Raw genomic sequence first — 16,964 nt, 5'->3', positions numbered from 1 at the left:
CCGGAGGCCTAAGGTGCGGGCATGGGGAACATTGCCGAGCTGGCGGCCGACGCATGGAATCTCACGGCGGCCGACGGCCGTCGCGTCGTGCTGGGCATCGCGGGCCCGCCCGGCGCGGGGAAGTCGACGCTCGCCCGGGCGCTGGTCGCCGAGCTGGAGCGGCTGCACGGCGCCGGCGCGGCCGCGTATCTGCCCCTCGACGGCTTCCATCTCTCCAACGCGCAGTTGGAGCGCCTCGGCCTGACCGATCGCAAGGGCTCCGCGCCGAGCTTCGACGTGTGGGGCTACGCCGCGCTGCTGCGCCGGGTGGTGGAGGAGCGCGAGCGCAGCGTGTACGTACCGGACTACGACCGTGTCCTTCACGAGCCGGTCGCCGCCCGGCACGAGGTGCCGCCCCCGACCGGGCTGGTGGTGACCGAGGGCAATTACCTGGCGTGCGACGAGCCGGGCTGGCGGGAGGCCCGTCGGTGGCTGGCCGAGGTCTGGTATCTGGAGACGCCCGACGAGGTGCGTCAAGGGCGTCTGGTCGAGCGGCAGTTGGCCGACGGGCGCGATCTGGCGGGCGCGCGGGCCTGGGAGCTGGGCAATGACCGGCCCAACGGTGAACTGGTCAAGTCCTCGCGCGTGAACAGCGACCGGATTCTCGCGTCCTTTGGCCTGGACATGACTATTTCGGAGGACTAATCTCCGACTTGGTCTAGACCGCACACTCCACCCACCTCACGGAGAACCCCCCACGTTCTCGAGGGAGCGAAGCATGCGCAAAAAGATCAGTGCGGTGATCATCGGCCTCTCGGTGGCCTGCGTGTCCGTGCTCGCCACCGGCAGCGCCAACAGCCACGGCTACACCGACTCCCCCACCAGTCGGCAGGTGTTCTGCGCGAAGGGCACCGTGAAGAACTGCGGCGAGATCCAGTACGAACCCCAGAGCGTCGAGGGTCCGAAGGGCTTCCCGTCCCGCGGCCCCGCCGACGGCCGGATCTGCGCGGGCGGCAACAGCCGCTTCGCCCAGCTCGACGACCCGCGCGGCGGCCAGTGGCCCGCCACCAAGCTCACCGCGGGGCAGGGCTACGGCTTCCGCTGGAAGCTCACCGCCCGGCACGCCACGACCGACTTCCGCTACTACATCACCAAGGACGGCTACAACCCCGCCAAGCCGCTCACCCGCGCCGACCTCGAACCCCAGCCCTTCATGAGCGTGCCCTACGGGGGCCGGGTCCCCGAGGCGACCGTCACCCACCAGGGCGCCGTCCCCACCCTGAAGACCGGCAAGCACATCATTCTTGCTGTCTGGACGATCGCGGACACGCCCAACGCCTTCTACGCCTGTTCGGACGTCCAGTTCTGACCTGAGCCCCCACCGGCGCCGGGCCGGCCGGGAGACCTTTGGTGCGCACCGCGCACCGAGGTCTCCCGCGCCGGCCCGGTCACGTTTCGCGGACCGGCGCGCTCCGGTCGGCGGGCTCAGCAGGCTCAGCAGGCTTGACCGGCCGCAGCGCGATCCGGGCCAGCACCCCCGCGACGACCAGCGCGATCACGGCCAGCAGGGCGTAGTCGGGCACGGCGTTGCCGATCCGGGAGGCGAGCTCCTCCAGCTCGAACTCCTGGTCGGCGTCCAGGATCCCGGGCAGGCCGGTCGTCCCGTCGTAGGCGAGGAAGAGCACGCCGATGCCGATGAAGAACAGCCCGGACACCAGCGAGGTCGTGTGCAGCCGCAGCCGGCCGAGGCGCAGTTCCCGGCCGCGCAGCCAGCCCCGGCTGCCGAGCTTGAAGCGGTCCCAGAACACGGCCAGCACGAACAGCGGCAGCGCCATGCCCAGCGCGTAGACGGCGAGCATCGACGCCCCGTACACCGGGTTGCCGTTGACGGCGGTCACGGTCAGCACCGCGCCGAGGATCGGCCCGGCGCAGAAGCCCGCCAGCCCGTAGACGCAGCCCAGCAGGAACGTCGAGGCAGCCGAGCGCGGGGTGATGCGCCCGGCGGCGGCCTGGGCCTTCCTGGAGGCGAAGCCGAGACCGAGGATCTGGGCGGCGCCCATGGCGATCACGATCCAGCCGCCGGCGGTGATCAGCAGATCGCGGTGGCCGTTGAAGAGCCGGCTGGCGGCCGTGGAGGCCGCGCCGAGCGGTACGAGCGTGGTCGCGAGCCCGAGGTAGAAGACGCAAGTGCGGGCCAGCAGCTTGCCGGGGCTCGCGAGGGAGTACGCGAAGAACGCGGGCAGCAGCAGCGCGCTGCACGGGCTGAGCAGGGCGAGGGCGCCGCCGAGGAAGGCGGCGAGGTAACCGATGTCGGTCACTTCTCGCTCTTCCCGCTGTCCCCGCCCTTGGCCGGGCCGGCCGCCTTCGCCGCCTTGGCGGCCTTGGCCTGGGCGATCGCGGCCTCGAAGGCGCTCATCGGCTGGGCGCCCGCGACGGGCCGCCCGCCGACGAGGAAGGAGGGGGTGCTCTGCACGCCGAGGGCGTAGCCCTCCTCCTGGTCCTTCTTCACGGCGGCCTCGGACGCCGAGCCGTTCATGTCCTCGCGGAACCGGTCGACGTCGGACACGCCGGCCGTGCGGGCCATCTCGACCAGCTTGTCCTCGGCGAGCGCGTCACCCTTGCGGAGCTTGGCGAACAGCTCGTGGTGGAACTGCGGGAAGCGGCCCTGCTGCCCGGCGGCCCAGGCGGCCCGCGCGGCGCGCATGGAGTCCTTGCCGAAGATGGGGAAGTTGCGGAACTCGATGCGCAACACGCCCTCGTCCACGTACTTCTTGATCAGTTCGGGCTGGGTCTCGCGGGTGTAGCGGCCGCAGTACGAGCACTGGTAGTCGGAGTACTCGACGAGCACGACGGGCGCGTCGGTCCGGCCGAGGGCGAGCGGGTCGCCGTCCTTACGGCGGCTGGTGGCCTTCTCCGCCTCGTCGTAGGCGGGCTGCTGCGGGTCGGCGCCGGGCTCGGAGGAGGCGGACGCCTCCCGCTTGCCGGAGCCGCCGGCGTTCTTGCCGATCGCGATGCCGGCCGCGACGAGCGCGACGACGAGGGCGAGGACCGCGCCGATGGCCGCGAGGCGGCGGGCGGGCGAGGTGAGCGGTGCGGACATGAGGAAGGGACTCCATGGGTCTGACGGATTCTGGGCATGCCGGGGTACGGCCCGGGCGGGCCGTGGTGGGCGGGTCTAGATCCGTAGGACGGGGAGCAGCTCGGCGCAGCCGGCGACGGGGGCGGGCGGCGACCTCGGCACGGTGGCCCGTGGCGGGAGCGCGGCGGGCAGCGCCGCGCGGGTCGCGGCGGGTGCGGTGAGCGGGTCGCCGTGCCCGGCCGGGACGACGGCCTCGGCGCCCCCCGGCGGGAGGCCCTGCGGACGGCACGTGCCGCCCGCGTCGCCGGAGCCGGCCCGGGCGGTGTGGGGGTCGTGGATCTCGGGCCGGGTGTCCTGCGGGACGGTGGCCGTGGTGCCGCTCGCCGCCCGCGCGTACGCGGAGTCGAGCGCGCCGGAGAGGAGCCGGCCGGCCGGGGTCGGGCCGGAGAGGACCGCGAGGAGGAGCAGGAGCAGCGCGGTTGCCGTCGGACGGCGGTGCTGCGGCACGTGGCCCTCCTTCCCGGTCCTCATTACGCGCGGCAGGGCCCGCCGCGGCCCCCATGCTACGGCGGCCGGTCGGCGGACGGTCTCCCCCGAGAACTTCCGGGAGCACGACGAAGGCCCTCACCATCGGTGAGGGCCTTCGACTGTCTGTGCGCCGCCAGGGACTCGAACCCCGGACCCGCTGATTAAGAGTCAGCTGCTCTAACCAACTGAGCTAGCGGCGCCTGCTGACAGAGAAAATAATACCCGGTCCGAACGGGTGCTCCGAACCACCCGCCGCCGGGGCCCCTCCCGCCCCTTTCTCGCGGGCGTCGGAGGGGCTCAGAGGGACATCGACAGCAACAGGGGTGCGGCCTTCCGGTTCAGTGTCTCGGCGGCCTGCCGCAGCCGGTGGGCGTGGGCCAGCGGGAGCGAGAGCGCGAGACAGCCGACCGAGTGCCCGGCGGTGATCGGGACGGCGGCGCAGACCGTGCCCACCGCGTACTCCTGGAGATCGAGGACGGGGACGGTCGCGGGCTGGGCGTCGAGCTTGCGGAAGAGGACCTGCTCATTGGTGATCGTCCGGGAGGTGAGCCGGGCGGTCTTGTGGCGCGAGAGGTGGTCGCGCCGGTCGTCGTGGTCGAGCTGGGTGAGCAGGCACTTGCCGAGCGCGCTCGCGTGGGCGGCGGAGCGGAAGTCGACCCATTCGTTGACCTTGGGCGTGCGCGGGCCGTCCGCGTACTGCGTGATCCTGACCTCGCCGTCGATGTAGCGGCTGAGATAGACGGCCGCGCCGAGCGAATCGCGCAGCGCGAACAGCGACTGCTGGAGCTTGCGCTCCACGGCCTTCGCGCGGTCGCCGCCGGAGCCGAGCAGCACCAGGGACTCACCGATGATGTAGGCGCCGTCGCCGACCCGCTCCACGTAGTCCTCGCGGCGGAGCATCAGCAGCAGATGGGCGAGGTGGCCGGCGGGCAGGCCGGTCTCGCGCGCGATCTGGGCCTCGGTGACGCCGCCGGAGTGTCTGGCGACCGTCTCCAGCACGCGCAGGGCGTACTGCACCGAGTGGAACGGCGCGGTCGGCTCGGGCTTGAGCGCCACGGTTTCCCCCTAGCGGTTTCCAGCGAGTATCCGCTCTCCACGATAAAGGCGAAAGGGTCCTTCAGGAGCGGGTGTTGAGGAGTTGGACCCGGGTATCGGGCGCCTGTCCAGGGAAGCGCCCCGAAGGCATATGCCGATGTCATAAAAAGGGACTCCGCGGTGCGGCCGGGAATAAGCGGAGTGATGCTCCGGTTGGGGTGGGCGCGACGTGCGGGACACCCCGCGCGGCGCGAGCGACCAGACGCAGCGCCAACCAGGGAGGCGGGCCACCGTGGCCGACGAGCGGGACGACATCATCCGGGCCGAGCCCAAGGGAAGCGCGCCGGTGCCGCTGTCCGTACTGGACCTGGCGACCGTCGGCAGCGGCCGGACCGCCCGGCAGGCGCTGGGCACCACGGTCGAGCTGGCACGGCTCGCCGAGCGCCGGGGCTACCACCGCTTCTGGGTGGCCGAACACCACTCCATGCCCGGCGTGGCCAGCTCCTCCCCGGCCGTCATCCTGGCCCACCTCGCGGCCCGCACCGACCGGATCCGCCTCGGCTCCGGCGGCGTCATGCTGCCCAACCACGCCCCGCTGGTGATCGCCGAGCAGTTCGGCACCCTGGAGGCCCTCGCCCCCCGCCGCGTCGACCTCGGCCTCGGCCGGGCGCCCGGCACGGACGGCGCGACCGCCGCCGCGCTGCGCCGCTCGGACCGGCTGCGGGAGGGGGCGGACGACTTCCCGCAGCAGCTCGCCGAGCTGACGCGGTTCCTGGACGACGACTTCCCCGACGGCCATCCCTACGCCCGCATCCACGCCGTCCCCGGGCCCGTCCAGGGCCGGGTGCCCGGCGGGGTGCAGCGGGCGGACCGGCCCTCGGTCTGGCTGCTCGGCTCCTCCGGCTTCAGCGCACGGCTCGCCGGGGCCCTCGGCCTGCCCTTCTCCTTCGCGCACCACTTCTCCGCCGCGAACACCATCCCGGCGCTCCAGCTCTACCGCGACTCCTTCCGGCCCTCCGAGGTCCTCGACCGCCCGTACGCCAAGATCGGCGTCCAGGCGTTCGCCGCCGACGACCCGAAGGAGGCCCGCCGTCAGGTCCTCACCGGGGCGCTCGCGATGCTGCGGATGCGCACCGGACGGCCCGGGCTGATCCCGACGCCGGAGGAGGCCGAGGCGTACGACTTCGGCCCGGCCGAGCGGGAGTTCGTCGACGACTGGCTGCGCAATGTCGTCTTCGGCACCCCGGACGAGGTGCGCGCGGGCTTGAATGCCCTCGTCGAGCGGACCGGCGCGGACGAGCTGATGCTCACGGCCAACGCGCATACGCCGGGGCTTCGGCTGCGCAGCTATGAACTGATCGCGGACGCGTACGGCTTGCCGGACGCGTAGGCCTGTCCGGCGGATCGTCGGCTGCGGGCCGCCTTTGCCGCCTGCGGCGGCGAGCGCCCTGCGGGCGCGTCCTCAAACGCCGGACGGGCTTGATTCGGCTGAGCTCAGCTGCCAAGCCCGTCCGGCGATCGAGGACACAGCACAGCAGCCCGTCCGGCGATTGAGGACACCGCCGCGCAGCGGGGGTGCGGACGACACGGCCCGCAGGGCCCGGTCACATGCCCGCCGGACAGGCGTGGGGCCCTCACGGCCGTACCCCCGTGCGCAGCAGCGCCGAGATGCGGTCGGCCGGCACCGGCCGGGAGTAGAACCATCCCTGGCCGGTGTCGCAGCCGATCCGCCCCAGCCGTTCCGCCTGCTCCGCGCTCTCCACGCACTCCGCCGTCACCGTGAGCCCCAGCCGGTGGGCGAGCTGGACGAGCGCCTCGACGATCGTCTCGTCGGCCGGGTTGGGGTGCTCGTCCGCACGGAAGCCGTGCACGAACGACCCGTCGAGCTTGAGGGTGGAGACCGGGAGCCGGCTGAGGTAGGCGAGGTTGGAATAGCCGGTGCCGAAGTCGTCGATGGCGATGGCGACGCCCATGTCGCTGAGCTGCTGGAGCTGCTGGAGCGGGCGGCCCGCCGAGCCCATCAGCGCGGACTCGGTCAGCTCCAGCTGCAGCAGGTGCGGCGGCAGCCCGGTCTCGGCGAGGATCCGGGCCACGTCCGTGACCAGGTCGGAGTCCCACACCTGGCGCACCGCCACATTGACGCTGACGACGAGCGGCTCCTCGGGGTGGTCGAGCTGCCAGCGGCGCGCCTGGCGGCAGGCCGTCGCGAGGATCCAGCGGCCCAGCGGCACGATCGCCCCCGTCTCCTCCGCCAGGCCGATGAACCGGTTGGGGGCCAGCGTGCCGAACTGCGGATGGCGCCAGCGCACCAGCGCCTCCACCCCGCGCACGATCCCGTCGCCCAGCCCCACCAGCGGCTGGTACTGCAGGACGAACTCGTCGCGCTCGACGGCGGGCCGCAGGGTGCTGGAGAGGGCCTGGCGGGTCATCCGATGGGCGTTGCGCTCCGGGTCGAAGAGCGTCCAGCGGGCCTTTCCGTCCGCCTTGGCCCAGTACAGGGTGGTGTCCGCGGCCTGCATCAGCTCCGTCGCGTGCGTACCGGCCGCCGGGCGCTCGACGACGCCGATGCTCGCCGACACCGACAGCCGCTGCCCGGCCACGTCGAACGGCCGCTGGAGCGCCGTCAGTACGGCCGCGGCGAGGGTCACGAGCTGCTCGGTGCCCGCCGACTCCTCGACCAGCAGCGCGAATTCGTCGCCGCCGAGCCGGGCCACCAGATGGCCGTCGGGCGCCGCGCACTCGCTCAGCCGCTGGGCCACCAGCCCCAGCAGCCGGTCGCCGGCCCGGTGGCCGAGGGTGTCGTTGACGGCCTTGAAGCCGTCCAGGTCGAGATAGCACAGCCCGATCCGGCCGCCGCCGTCCCGGGACACGGCCGCCGCGCCGAGCGCCGCGGCCAGCCGCTCGAAGAACAGGCTCCGGTTGGGCAGCCGGGTGACCGGATCGTGCATCCGCAGATGCCGCAGCCGCTCCCGCAGCTCCCGCCGGTCGCTGATGTCGGCGACCGACAGCAGCGTCTCGCGGCTGTCGGGCAGCTGGGTCAGCGTCACCTCCGCCCACACCCCCCGGCCGCCGCGGTGTCTGAGCCGACGGGTGCAGTGCAGCCGGTCGCGGCGGCCGAGCAGCACCTCGCGGTACTCGCTCCAGGTGCGGGCGTCCTCGCGCAGGCCGGTGAAGTCGGCCGCGGGGGAGTCGGCCAGCCGGGCGGGGTCGGTGCCGAGCAGCGCGCCCAGCGCGTCGTTGGCGGTGCGTACGAGTCCGTCGCGGCCGACGACGGCCATGCCCAGCCGCGCGGCATGGAAGGCGGCACGGAAATCGCTCGAAGGTACGTTACGTTGCGTGACGACTGGAGGCGTTGAACCGGGCGTGCCGCCCTGGCCGTCGAGGGTTCCGCTCACCGCTCGCTCCCACGTGGCATTCATTCCGCACTGGTTTCGTTTGGTTCTCGTGGATCTCGTACGCGTGGTCGAAAACGCGGCATATGACCGCCCTGTCGGGGGTATCCCGTGCTGGAAATGTGGCGATCATAGGGCTCGCGCCAGGACCGTTCCAGCGGCCCTCCCGCGAGCGCCCGAACCGCCGTCTCTGGTTTGTCCGTTTTTGCATGACCGTGCGCGCTCGTGCCTGAGTCCGGGTGGCCGCGTCTTCTCGATTGACCGTCAGTGACTGAGTGTGATGTACCCAGAAGTCGGCTTAGTCACTCGACTGGGGTAGTGGAACAGGGCATATCACCACAAACAATCAGAGGGTGGGTGAGGTGTCCCGAATCCGTCTCCGGAGGTCGACGTGGTGCGTCCGCAGACACCCATGGGAGTGGACCGGCAGCCCCGCTGGCGCCGCGCCGGAGCCGTGGTCACCTCGATGTGCGCGATCGCCGCCACGACCGTCGTCGCCGGACCGGCGCAGGCGGCGGGGCCCGGCGGGCCGTGCGCGCTCCCCCGCAGCCAGGCCCACCACTCCGAGGGCCTCGACACCTGGAACCCGGCCTACCCCCGCCCCCTCGGCCACCTCGACGCCGTCATGGTCTTCCTGTCCTTCCCCGGCTCCCGGCCCCGCACCACCCCGGCCCAGCTGGCGGCCGACCACTTCCCCGGCACCTCGCGCTTCTTCGACCGGGCCTCCTACGGGCGGTTCTCGCTGCACCCCCACCCCGTGAACCGCTGGCTGCGCATGCCGCGGTCGGCCGACTCGTACCGGATACAGCGCGACTGGGACGGCGACCGGCGCGCCGCCTATCTGCGCGACGCCATCGCCGCCGCCGACCGCGTGGTGGACTTCGCCCGCTACGACCTCGTCTACCTCGTCGCCGACCCCGACGCCCCGGGCGTCGACTCCGACGCGACGAAGGTCGTCAACCTCGACCGGCCCGTCCGGGTCGACGGCACCGTGCTCCGCCGCATCGTCACCGTCTTCGAGCACCACCCGCCGGACCGCAACGTCCTCGCCCACGAGACGGGGCACGTCCTGGACCTGCCCGACCTCTACCACCGGCCCACCGACGGCAAGGGCGACTGGGACACCCACGTCGGGGACTGGGACCTCATGGGCAGCCAGTTCGGGCTCGCCTCCGACCCCTTCGGCTGGCACAAGTGGAAGCTGGGCTGGCTCACCGCGCGGCACGTCCGCTGCGTCCGGTCCGCCGGCAGCACCCTGCACGCGCTCCACGCCCTGGAGGCCCCGATGCGGCCCGGCGTCGACTCCCGGACCCGGATGATCGTGGTCCGTACGGGCGAGACGAGCGCCATCGTCATCGAGGCACGCGGCGCGTCCGGCAACGACACCACCACCTGCTCCGAGGGCGTGCTGGTCTACCGGGTGCTCAGCGACACCGCCTCCGGCGGCGGACCCGTCCAGGTGCTGGACGCGCACCCCGACAGCCAGGCCTGCTGGGGCGAGTCCGTCTACCCGCCGCTGGCGGACGCGCCGCTGCGCGCGGGGGAGTCCCTGTCGACGGGCCCGGACGGGGTGCGGGTGGAGGTGCGGGCGCGGACGGCCGACGGGGCGTGGACGGTCGCGGTGCAGCGCGAGTGAGAGCCGCGCCCGGTGGCGCCTCATGGGAACACGACGAAGGCCCTCACCAAGGGTGAGGGCCTTCGACTGTCTGTGCGCCGCCAGGGACTCGAACCCCGGACCCGCTGATTAAGAGTCAGCTGCTCTAACCAACTGAGCTAGCGGCGCCTGCTGACGTGGAAGACTTTAGCACCCTGTTCCGGGGATACGAAAATCCATAAGGCCGGGCCCGGCGGGAGCCCCGGCGCCCGCGCGGTCAGCGGGGCGCGGGGGTCGGTGTGGCGAAGGGCGCGGCCTCGATGCCGCCCCCACCTGCGGGCTCGGCCGTCGCCCCCTCGCGGGCGGCCCGTACGCACGCCCACAGCAGGACCTCCGGACCCGGGAGCCAGGGGTGCCGCACCTCGGGGGCCACCAGCCAGCGGGAGACGGGAGCCGTCGGCTCCTCGTCGCCCGGCGGATAGAGCGCGGGGGCGGTCACCGCGTCGCCCTTGCCGTGGCACAGCAGCGGCGGCACCGCGCGGGACCACTCCTCCCAGGCGAGCAGCGCGGGCAGCCGCTGGGCGGTGCCGGGGGCGGCGAACAGCAGCAGCCGGCCGCGCTGGGCGGCGACCGGGCCGGAGCCCGGGCCCGCGGACCACAATCGGTCCAATAACCGGCGTCCGAACAGTGCCGGCGCGCTGATCACATCGAACGTCGTGCCGCAGGGGAGCACGACCGGTGCGCTCGGCTGGTCGCACCACAGGGCGTGGACGCTCTGCGGGAAGGGGCTGGCCGAGGCGAGCCAGTCGGCCCCGGCGAGGGTGACGTAGGCGGCGGTCGCGCGGTGCGGGGACGGGTGAGGGGGCTGCTGCGGGGCGACGTGGGAGTGCGGGCGGGCGGGGCGCGGGTGGTGCGGCCAGGAGCTCATGGGTCCTATATTCAGCGCCATCTCCGGTGCCACTGCCGGGAGTTGCCCGAACTCGGGACAAGGCGATGAGGGGTGCGCTAGTTTGTGCGCCGCATATGCCAACGGCCCATGATCGAGGACCATGGGCCGCCGTGGCCACCGGGCGGTCAGTCGACCGCTCTGCCGCTGCGCAGCAGGTCACGGCCGAATTCGACCATCTTCTTCGTGTAGTCCTCGCTCCACTCGGCGCGCGCCGCGATCACGGCGGTGGGCAGCCGGTCGAAACGCCGGGGGTCGGCGAGCTGGGCGGCGGCCACCGCCTGGTACTCCATCGCCCGGTCGGCCGCCGCACGGAAGGCCAGCGCCAGCTCGGTGGAGCGGGCCAGCAGCTCGCGCGGGTCCTCGATCGACTCCAGGTCGAAGAAGTGCTCGGCCTCCGCGACGGCCTCGGGCGGCTCGAAGAGCAGCTGCGCGGGCTTCAGGCGGCGCGGCCCACTCCCACCGCGCGCGTCGGCAGCCGACTGCGGCTCGCACATGTACATACCTCCAGGATCGTCTCCACCGCCATCCATTGTCCTGCGTCGCGCAAGTAGGCCCACGGGCTAAGGCCTGTCCGGCGGTTTGTCCTGCGCCGCGAGCCGTCGTGCCGCCTGCGGCGGCGGGCGCCCTGCGGGCGCGTCCTCAATCTCCCCCGGCTACCGCTGGGAGCTTGAGGACACAGCACAGCAGCCCGTCCGGCGCTTGAGGACACCGCCGCGCAGCGGTGGTGCGGACTCCGCCGGGCACGGCACGGGTCAGGGGCGCCAGGCCACCCGATGGTCGGACCATTGGTCCCACGTCGACATCATCGCCTCCCACCCGTCCGGGAACTTCACCGTCACCCCCAGCTGCACGGGCTCCGCCGACGGGTGCTCGTCCAGCAGGCGGTCGACCCCCGCCCGGCACACCACGACGCACGCGTGCCGGTGCCGTGAGGCCAGCACGCACAGCCGGCCCGTCTCCAGGTGGAACGCCGTCGCGTCCGGGCGCCCCGACAGCGGATGCAGCATCACCGTCACATCGAACTCCCGGCCCTGCAGCCGGTTCGCCGTGTCCACCGTGACGCCGGACACGCCCAGCCCGGCGAGGGCCGCCCGGACGGCCGCGGCCTGGTCGCGGTGGGCCGTGCCGACCGCGATCCGGTCCGGCGTGAGCGGCACCGGGTCCGGTGACCGCTCGCTCGTCGCGACCCCGCCCCGGTCCAGCATTCGCCGCACCACCAGCGCCACCGCGCCGACCGCCTCCGGGTCCGTCCGCGGCGTGTGGCGGGCGGGCAGCTCCAGCAGGCCCCAGCCCGACTCGGCCGCCTCGTCCAGCACCCGGTCCGGGCCCGAACCGTCGGAGGGGACGCCGAAGGACAGCCGCCGGTCGCCGTGACCGGTGCCGCTGCGGAACGGCGTGTAGGGGTAGAAGGCGTCCGAGACGAGCGGCGCGGCGGACGCGGGCAGCCGCCAGGACACCGGCAGCCGGTGCTGCGGCAGCTCGGGATTGTGCGCCAGCAGCGTGGTCACCGCGCTGGCGGACGGGTCGTACGACAGCCCCGCCCACTGGGCCGAGCCGTCCGGGCCCACCACGCTGAACGGGTCCAACTGCCCCGGGTCGCCGACGAACAGCGCCCGCTCGAACAGCCCGGCCACCGCGAGCAGCGCGTCCGAGCGCATCTGGTACGCCTCGTCGACGATCGCGTGGCCCCACGGCTCGGTGACCTTGGTGTGCGCCCACTTCGCGGCCGTGGAGACGACGACGTCGAGCCCCGCGAGCTCCGCGGCCTTCGCGGACGTCACGACGGACGTGAGAGCGTCGAGCGCCGGGTCGTAGGGCCGCGCGTCGCTGCTGTGCAGGCGCCCGACGGGCAGCTCCGGGTCCTGCTCGGCCAGCCGCAGCACCAGATCGTCGACCTGGGCGTTGGTCTGCGCGACGATCATCAGCGGCCGGCCGGCGGCGGCCAGCTCGCGCGCGGCCCGCACGACCAGCGTCGACTTGCCCGCACCCGGCGGGGAGTCCACGACGACGCCGCGGTGCGGGCTGTGCAAGGTGTCCCGCAGGATCGCGTCCGTCGCGGCGCCGGCCGCCGCCGCGGGGTCGAAGGAGGCCGTGCGGGGTGCTCGCAGGCTCACGGGGCCACCCGCCGGGCAGGGGCGGGCGGCATCCGGTACTCGGTCACAGAAGGTCCTCCGCGGTCACCGGGTCGGGGCCGTCCTCGTGCGTGCCCGGCGGGCCGCCGTGGGTCCACGGCGTCCGCTCGGGGTCGGGCAGCTCCGGGCCGCCCCGGGGAGCGTGCTCGAACAGAGTCCAGCACACGTGGTCGCCGGGGACCGGCACCGACCCCGGGTCGGGGACCTTGCCCCGGCCCATGCCACCCGTCAGCCGAACGGTCAGCGCGCCCGCCCCGTGGGCCACGAACTCGGCCGACTGCGCCTTGCCGTCCGCCAGCGCGCGGTGCACCTTCGCCCCCTCGGCGACGTGCGGACCGTCGTCCGTCCGGACCGTGACCAGGGGGCGCGGGCGCGGGACCTTCGCGTCCGAATACTCCATGACCACCTCGGTGACCTCGCCCGCGAAGGCCTCGCCGGCCAGCCGCCGCGCCGCCATGACCAGCGGATCGTCCAGCGCCTCCTGCGCGTCCAGCTGTGCCTGCGCGGTCTCCCGCGCCGCGAGCTTGCGGGCCGCCGTCACCGCGTCGTCCCGCTTGGGCTGCGGCGGCTCCCCGGCCCGTACGCGGTCGCGGTGCGCGGTGTAGGACCAGCGGTCCCGCTTCCACCGCTCACCCACCCTGGCCCCCTCCGGGAGGGCACGCAGCAGATCGACGCCGCGCCACACGGCATCCCAGGTGGGGCGCAGCTGCGAGGTGAGGAGGGCGCCGATCTCACGCTCGGCGCCGGCCAGCGCGTCCCGCGCGGACGGGTGGTACGGGCCCGCCTCCAGGACCTCCGCGCGCGCCCGGTCGTAGCGGGCGACGGCGGGCGCCAGCCGCTTGTTGTCGAAGACCGGGTCGGTGGAGGGACCGGCTGGCGGACAGAGCAGCAGGCCGTCCGGGCCGCGCCCGAGCTCCGCGCGGACGGCCGCTTCCGCGCCCGTCGTCCCCGCCGGGGGATCGATCCAGGCGAGCAGCGCGCCCAGATGCTGATCCTCGAGGTTCGACTGGCCGGTCGCCCAGTGGCGGCCCAGCAATTGCGTCATCGGCAGCAGCAGCGACGAGCCGGGGACGCGGGCCCGCTCGCCGAAGTGCGTCAGCCAGCGGCCGAGCAGCGGCACGCGCGGGGGAGCGGGGTAGGGGGTTTCCGGGTCCTGCTCGGCGGTACGGCGGAACCGCATGGACCGCCCCAGCAGCCGTACGTACTCGACGCCCCCGCCGCTCGGCACCAGCAACTGCGGGGCGTCCGCGCACAGCTCGACCTCGACCGGGACCTTCTTGCCCGTCTCCGGATCGGTCTCCTTGCGCTGCTCCAGCACGACGTCGTCGGCGAACGACTCGATGTACGGCAGCACGGCCTCGGCCAGCTCGGCGAGGAACGCGGACCGCAGATCCCGGTCGCGGGGCTGCGCCACCATCAGCAACCGCGGCGCGTCCCGCTCGGTCCCGACCAGCGCGCCGAGCGGCGCCCCCGCCTCACCGGCGGTCGTCAGCGGCACGAACACGAGCGGCCGCTCGGACACCTGCCGGTGCCGCACGGTCGCCATCGGCCGCGCCCGCCCCTCCTGCACGGCCTCCAGCCGCGCGAGCGTGGTGATCAGCGACATGCGGCCTCCGTCCGGGACGTGGTGTGCCCTGGCGGGCAGCCTTCCGAGGCGCCCAGTGCCTCCGCGCGCAGCGCCGCCGCGCGGCGGAGCGCGGAGACGGTGGGGTCGGCGGCGTCGCCCGTCTCGCCCAGGGCGGCGGACAGGACGGATTCCACCGTGGTCAGCGCGCCCAGCTCGCCGCGCACCCCACGGCCCAGCGTCTCCACCGCACCGGCCGCACGGGCCCGCGCCCGGCAGTGGAAGGCCAGCTCGCACGCGGCCAGGCACTCCGGGGCGTAGGCCGCGCCGACCGACTCGACGGCGGTCGCCAGCTCCGCGGCGGGCCGCGTCGCGGTCCGGCCGTCGTCGGCCAGACGCAGATCGAAGGTGGTGTCGGCGGGCAGTGCGGCGGCGATGTCCTCGACCCGGGTCAGCCGGGCCAGCTGACGGCGGGTGGTGGCCAGCTGCTTGCGGACGTCGACGAGCTCGGCGGCGGGCAGGTTGGAGAAGTCCTTGGGACAGACCAGCAGGATGTGATGCCGCACGCGCGCGCCACGGGTCCGGCCGGAGGCCGGGGTGTCCTCGGGGTGACTGCGGGCCCCACTGTCCGCACCGGCGGGATGCGGTGCGGTGGCGTGGGTGTCCTGGGGGTGGGCAGTGCCCTGGGGATGGGCAAGGGGCCGCGCACCGGCCGGCTCGCGCGAGGGCGGGACCTCGGGGTGGGTGCGGGCGTCGGGTCCGCTGCCCGGGTCGTCCGGGTGGATCAGCGGCAGGTCCGCGAGGCCCGGCCGGGCGTCCGGGCCGGTGGCGGGCCCGTCGCCCGGTGCGTCGTGGTGGCCCGGCGGACGCGCCACCGCGCCGTCCTCGCTGTCGCCCCGCCCGGAGGGCCGGGGCAGTCGCGCCGCCACGTCCTCCAGCGCCAAGGCGTACACCGCGGCCTGTCGTGCGGCCGCGCCCACCTTCGCCGTGTCGGCCGCGCCGTCGATCATCGCGAAGGACTTGATCTCCACGACGGTCCAGCTGCCGTCGGGGTGGACGACCACCGCGTCCGGTTCCAGATAGACCGGGGTGCCGGCGACCTGGAGGGCCAGCAGGGGGTGGTCCAACAGCGTCCAGCGGCCGGCGGCCGTGGCGTCGCGCAGGGCCAGGGCCGTACGGGCGGCCCGGCCCTCGGGCCCGACGGCCGACAGATCGGGGGCCGGGGCGGGGTCCGGGCCGGGTTCGTGCGAGCCCTCGCCCAGCCGCTCCCGCAGCAGACGGATCAGCTCGGCGCCGCCGTCGCTCTTGACCCGGGACTCGAAGGCGTTGCCCCGGACGAAGGCGAACTGCGACTGCCCGAAGGTCGCCGGCGAGCCCAGGGCCCGGGCCAGCGCGCCCTTGTCGATCCCGGCGCCGTCGAGCAGTGCCCGGCGGTGACAGCCGGGATTGGCGGCCAGCGCCGCGAGGGCGCGGGCATCGAGCGGGTGCGGTGCGACGGCCGGGCCGCGCAGGTCAGCGAGTCGCTGCCGCAGCCCCGTCGGGGTGGCTGTCGACGGCCCCGCCACGGGCCGGCTGTCGAGGGATCTGGTCACTGGCGTCCGCCTCGCGAAGTCTCTCCGGCGCCCCCGAACGATCCCTCGGGGCCCCTGCTCCGGAGGGCGTCGACCGGGGAAGCGCTGTACCCGCCGAAGTGTCGCACCCGCCACTGACACTCGCGGGCGTCTCGCTGGTTTCCGCGTCGGCCGTCGCCCGGAAGCGGCCCTGGATCCGCTCGACGAGCCGCAGCACCGGACGGGCCAGCAGGAAGCCGGCGCCCATCACGGCGGCGCCCGCGACGGCGTCCAGGAAGTAGTGGTTGGCGGTGCCCATCACGATGATCGTGATGGCCAGCGGGTAGACGACGCCCGCGATCTTCGCCCAGGTCGTGCGGCCGTAGCGCCACAGCACGACGCCGCACCACAGGGCCCATCCGACGTGCAGGCTGGGCATGGCCGCGTACTGGTTGGTCAGCCCGCCGAGCCCGCGCGGGGCGCTGGCCTCGCCGCCCCACCAGCCGTAGGAGCCGTACTGGGCCATCGTGTCGACGAACCCGTAACCGGGGTCGAGCAGCCGGGGCGGGCAGGTGGGCAGCAGGGTGAAGCCGATCAGCCCGATGAGGGTGGAGACCATCAGCCACGTCCGCAACGGACGGTAATCCGCCGGGCGGCACTTGAAGAGCCAGATCAGCAGCGCCGGGGTGAGCAGGTAATGCAGCGACGCGTAAGCGAAGTCGGCGGGTATGCCGAGGGAGGCGTGCTCGGTGAACAGCCGGTTGAGCGGGTGCTCGAAGTTTATTCGGAACGTTTTTTCAAGATCGAGAATTGACAGGCCGTGGTCGACGGCTGATTGCACGTCGCCCCGGACCAGCAGCCGGCCGGCCGAGTACATCGCGTACACCACGGCGATCAGCGGCAGCTCGGTCCACCAGCGCGGCCGCTTCCCGAGTGGTGCGGTGCGGTACATCCGGACGCTCTCCATTTGTTCAGGCGGCCAACAAGCGCGCATGCAACCGTACGGTGTAAGCCACTTGGCTCGCACACCGCCCCGAGACTTCCCGGCTACACCCTGTTCGCCCGCTGTTGTGCGGTCGTCTACGGGTCGTGAGGGAAGAGACGCTTGAAATGGCCACAGGGTTGCCTGTGAAAGGGGTGAGCGATGATGGGGGTGGGACGG

The 16,964-nt window shown here is 73.7% G+C and carries 15 protein-coding genes and 2 tRNA genes; 4 read left to right on the top strand and 13 right to left on the bottom strand.

All coding sequences use genetic code 11. The features are described 5' to 3' along the window. The first annotated feature begins 21 nt into the window (after nucleotides 1–21). Together JO379_RS12490 and JO379_RS12485 are read left to right on the top strand one after the other, a co-directional pair. The gene (locus JO379_RS12490; protein ID WP_209514978.1) at nucleotides 22–684 is read left to right on the top strand and encodes a nucleoside/nucleotide kinase family protein; all 663 of its coding nucleotides are present in this window, start codon (nucleotides 22–24) and stop codon (nucleotides 682–684) included. A gap of 73 nt (nucleotides 685–757) precedes the next feature. After that, nucleotides 758–1,348 carry a lytic polysaccharide monooxygenase auxiliary activity family 9 protein gene (locus tag JO379_RS12485; protein ID WP_209514976.1) on the top strand — a complete coding sequence of 197 codons (591 nt, stop codon included), beginning with the start codon at nucleotides 758–760 and terminating at the stop codon, nucleotides 1,346–1,348. A 79-nt stretch (nucleotides 1,349–1,427) separates the two neighbouring features. On the opposite strand, the gene JO379_RS12480 is transcribed toward JO379_RS12485, so the two are convergent. The 5 genes from JO379_RS12480 to JO379_RS12460 form a co-directional block, all read right to left on the bottom strand. Then, the gene (locus JO379_RS12480) at nucleotides 1,428–2,297 is read right to left on the bottom strand and encodes a cytochrome c biogenesis CcdA family protein (RefSeq protein ID WP_209514975.1); all 870 of its coding nucleotides are present in this window, start codon (nucleotides 2,295–2,297) and stop codon (nucleotides 1,428–1,430) included. Beyond that, nucleotides 2,294–3,079, bottom strand: a complete 786-nt coding sequence (locus JO379_RS12475) for a DsbA family protein (protein WP_130877976.1) — start codon at nucleotides 3,077–3,079, stop codon at nucleotides 2,294–2,296. Before JO379_RS12475 ends, JO379_RS12480 begins: the two co-directional genes overlap by 4 nt. A gap of 75 nt (nucleotides 3,080–3,154) precedes the next feature. Beyond that, entirely contained in the window at nucleotides 3,155–3,565 is a 411-nt protein-coding gene (locus JO379_RS12470; RefSeq protein WP_209514974.1) for a hypothetical protein, read from the bottom strand. 147 nt (nucleotides 3,566–3,712) lie between these two features. Beyond that, nucleotides 3,713–3,786, bottom strand: a tRNA-Lys gene (locus tag JO379_RS12465). 97 nt (nucleotides 3,787–3,883) lie between these two features. Beyond that, the gene (locus JO379_RS12460; protein ID WP_130877974.1) at nucleotides 3,884–4,642 is read right to left on the bottom strand and encodes an IclR family transcriptional regulator; all 759 of its coding nucleotides are present in this window, start codon (nucleotides 4,640–4,642) and stop codon (nucleotides 3,884–3,886) included. A gap of 271 nt (nucleotides 4,643–4,913) precedes the next feature. On the opposite strand from JO379_RS12460, the gene JO379_RS12455 reads away from it, so the two are divergent. Beyond that, a complete protein-coding gene (locus tag JO379_RS12455) occupies nucleotides 4,914–6,011 on the top strand; it encodes an LLM class flavin-dependent oxidoreductase (protein ID WP_209514973.1) in 1,098 nt (365 codons plus the stop codon). 244 nt (nucleotides 6,012–6,255) lie between these two features. Here the strand turns inward: JO379_RS12455 and JO379_RS12450 are convergent, their stop codons facing one another. Then, nucleotides 6,256–8,040 (bottom strand): putative bifunctional diguanylate cyclase/phosphodiesterase, encoded by a 1,785-nt coding sequence (locus JO379_RS12450; protein WP_130877972.1) that lies wholly within the window; start codon nucleotides 8,038–8,040, stop codon nucleotides 6,256–6,258. 385 nt (nucleotides 8,041–8,425) lie between these two features. Between JO379_RS12450 and JO379_RS12445 the strand changes: the two genes are divergently transcribed. Next, nucleotides 8,426–9,649, top strand: coding sequence for a M6 family metalloprotease domain-containing protein (locus JO379_RS12445; protein ID WP_130878086.1), 1,224 nt, complete (start codon nucleotides 8,426–8,428; stop codon nucleotides 9,647–9,649). Nucleotides 9,650–9,722: 73 nt separating this feature from the next. Here the strand turns inward: JO379_RS12445 and JO379_RS12440 are convergent. The 7 genes from JO379_RS12440 to JO379_RS12410 form a co-directional block, all read right to left on the bottom strand. Then, nucleotides 9,723–9,796 (bottom strand) — tRNA-Lys (locus JO379_RS12440). A gap of 88 nt (nucleotides 9,797–9,884) precedes the next feature. Further along, nucleotides 9,885–10,535: a bifunctional DNA primase/polymerase gene (locus tag JO379_RS12435; RefSeq protein WP_130877971.1), complete on the bottom strand. Its 651-nt coding sequence runs from the start codon at nucleotides 10,533–10,535 to the stop codon at nucleotides 9,885–9,887. A 146-nt stretch (nucleotides 10,536–10,681) separates the two neighbouring features. Then, nucleotides 10,682–11,050, bottom strand: coding sequence for a DUF8844 domain-containing protein (locus tag JO379_RS12430; protein WP_130877970.1), 369 nt, complete (start codon nucleotides 11,048–11,050; stop codon nucleotides 10,682–10,684). 258 nt (nucleotides 11,051–11,308) lie between these two features. Beyond that, a complete protein-coding gene (locus JO379_RS12425) occupies nucleotides 11,309–12,670 on the bottom strand; it encodes an AAA domain-containing protein (protein ID WP_307841972.1) in 1,362 nt (453 codons plus the stop codon). A 43-nt stretch (nucleotides 12,671–12,713) separates the two neighbouring features. Further along, on the bottom strand, nucleotides 12,714–14,294 hold the full coding sequence (locus JO379_RS12420; protein WP_209514972.1) for a hypothetical protein: 1,581 nt from the start codon (nucleotides 14,292–14,294) through the stop codon (nucleotides 12,714–12,716). Next, nucleotides 14,285–15,844: a hypothetical protein gene (locus tag JO379_RS12415; RefSeq protein WP_372449071.1), complete on the bottom strand. Its 1,560-nt coding sequence runs from the start codon at nucleotides 15,842–15,844 to the stop codon at nucleotides 14,285–14,287. The genes JO379_RS12420 and JO379_RS12415 overlap by 10 nt, the downstream gene beginning before the upstream one ends. Continuing rightward, on the bottom strand, nucleotides 15,765–16,754 hold the full coding sequence (locus tag JO379_RS12410; protein WP_209514971.1) for a phosphatase PAP2 family protein: 990 nt from the start codon (nucleotides 16,752–16,754) through the stop codon (nucleotides 15,765–15,767). The genes JO379_RS12415 and JO379_RS12410 overlap by 80 nt, the downstream gene beginning before the upstream one ends. Nucleotides 16,755–16,964: the final 210 nt, after the last annotated feature.

The sequence above is a fragment of the Streptomyces syringium genome (assembly GCF_017876625.1).
GTDB classification, from domain to species: Bacteria; Actinomycetota; Actinomycetes; order Streptomycetales; family Streptomycetaceae; genus Streptomyces; species Streptomyces syringius.
Note: the sequence above shows the minus strand (reverse complement) of the source record. Positions and strands in the feature narration are given on the sequence as shown.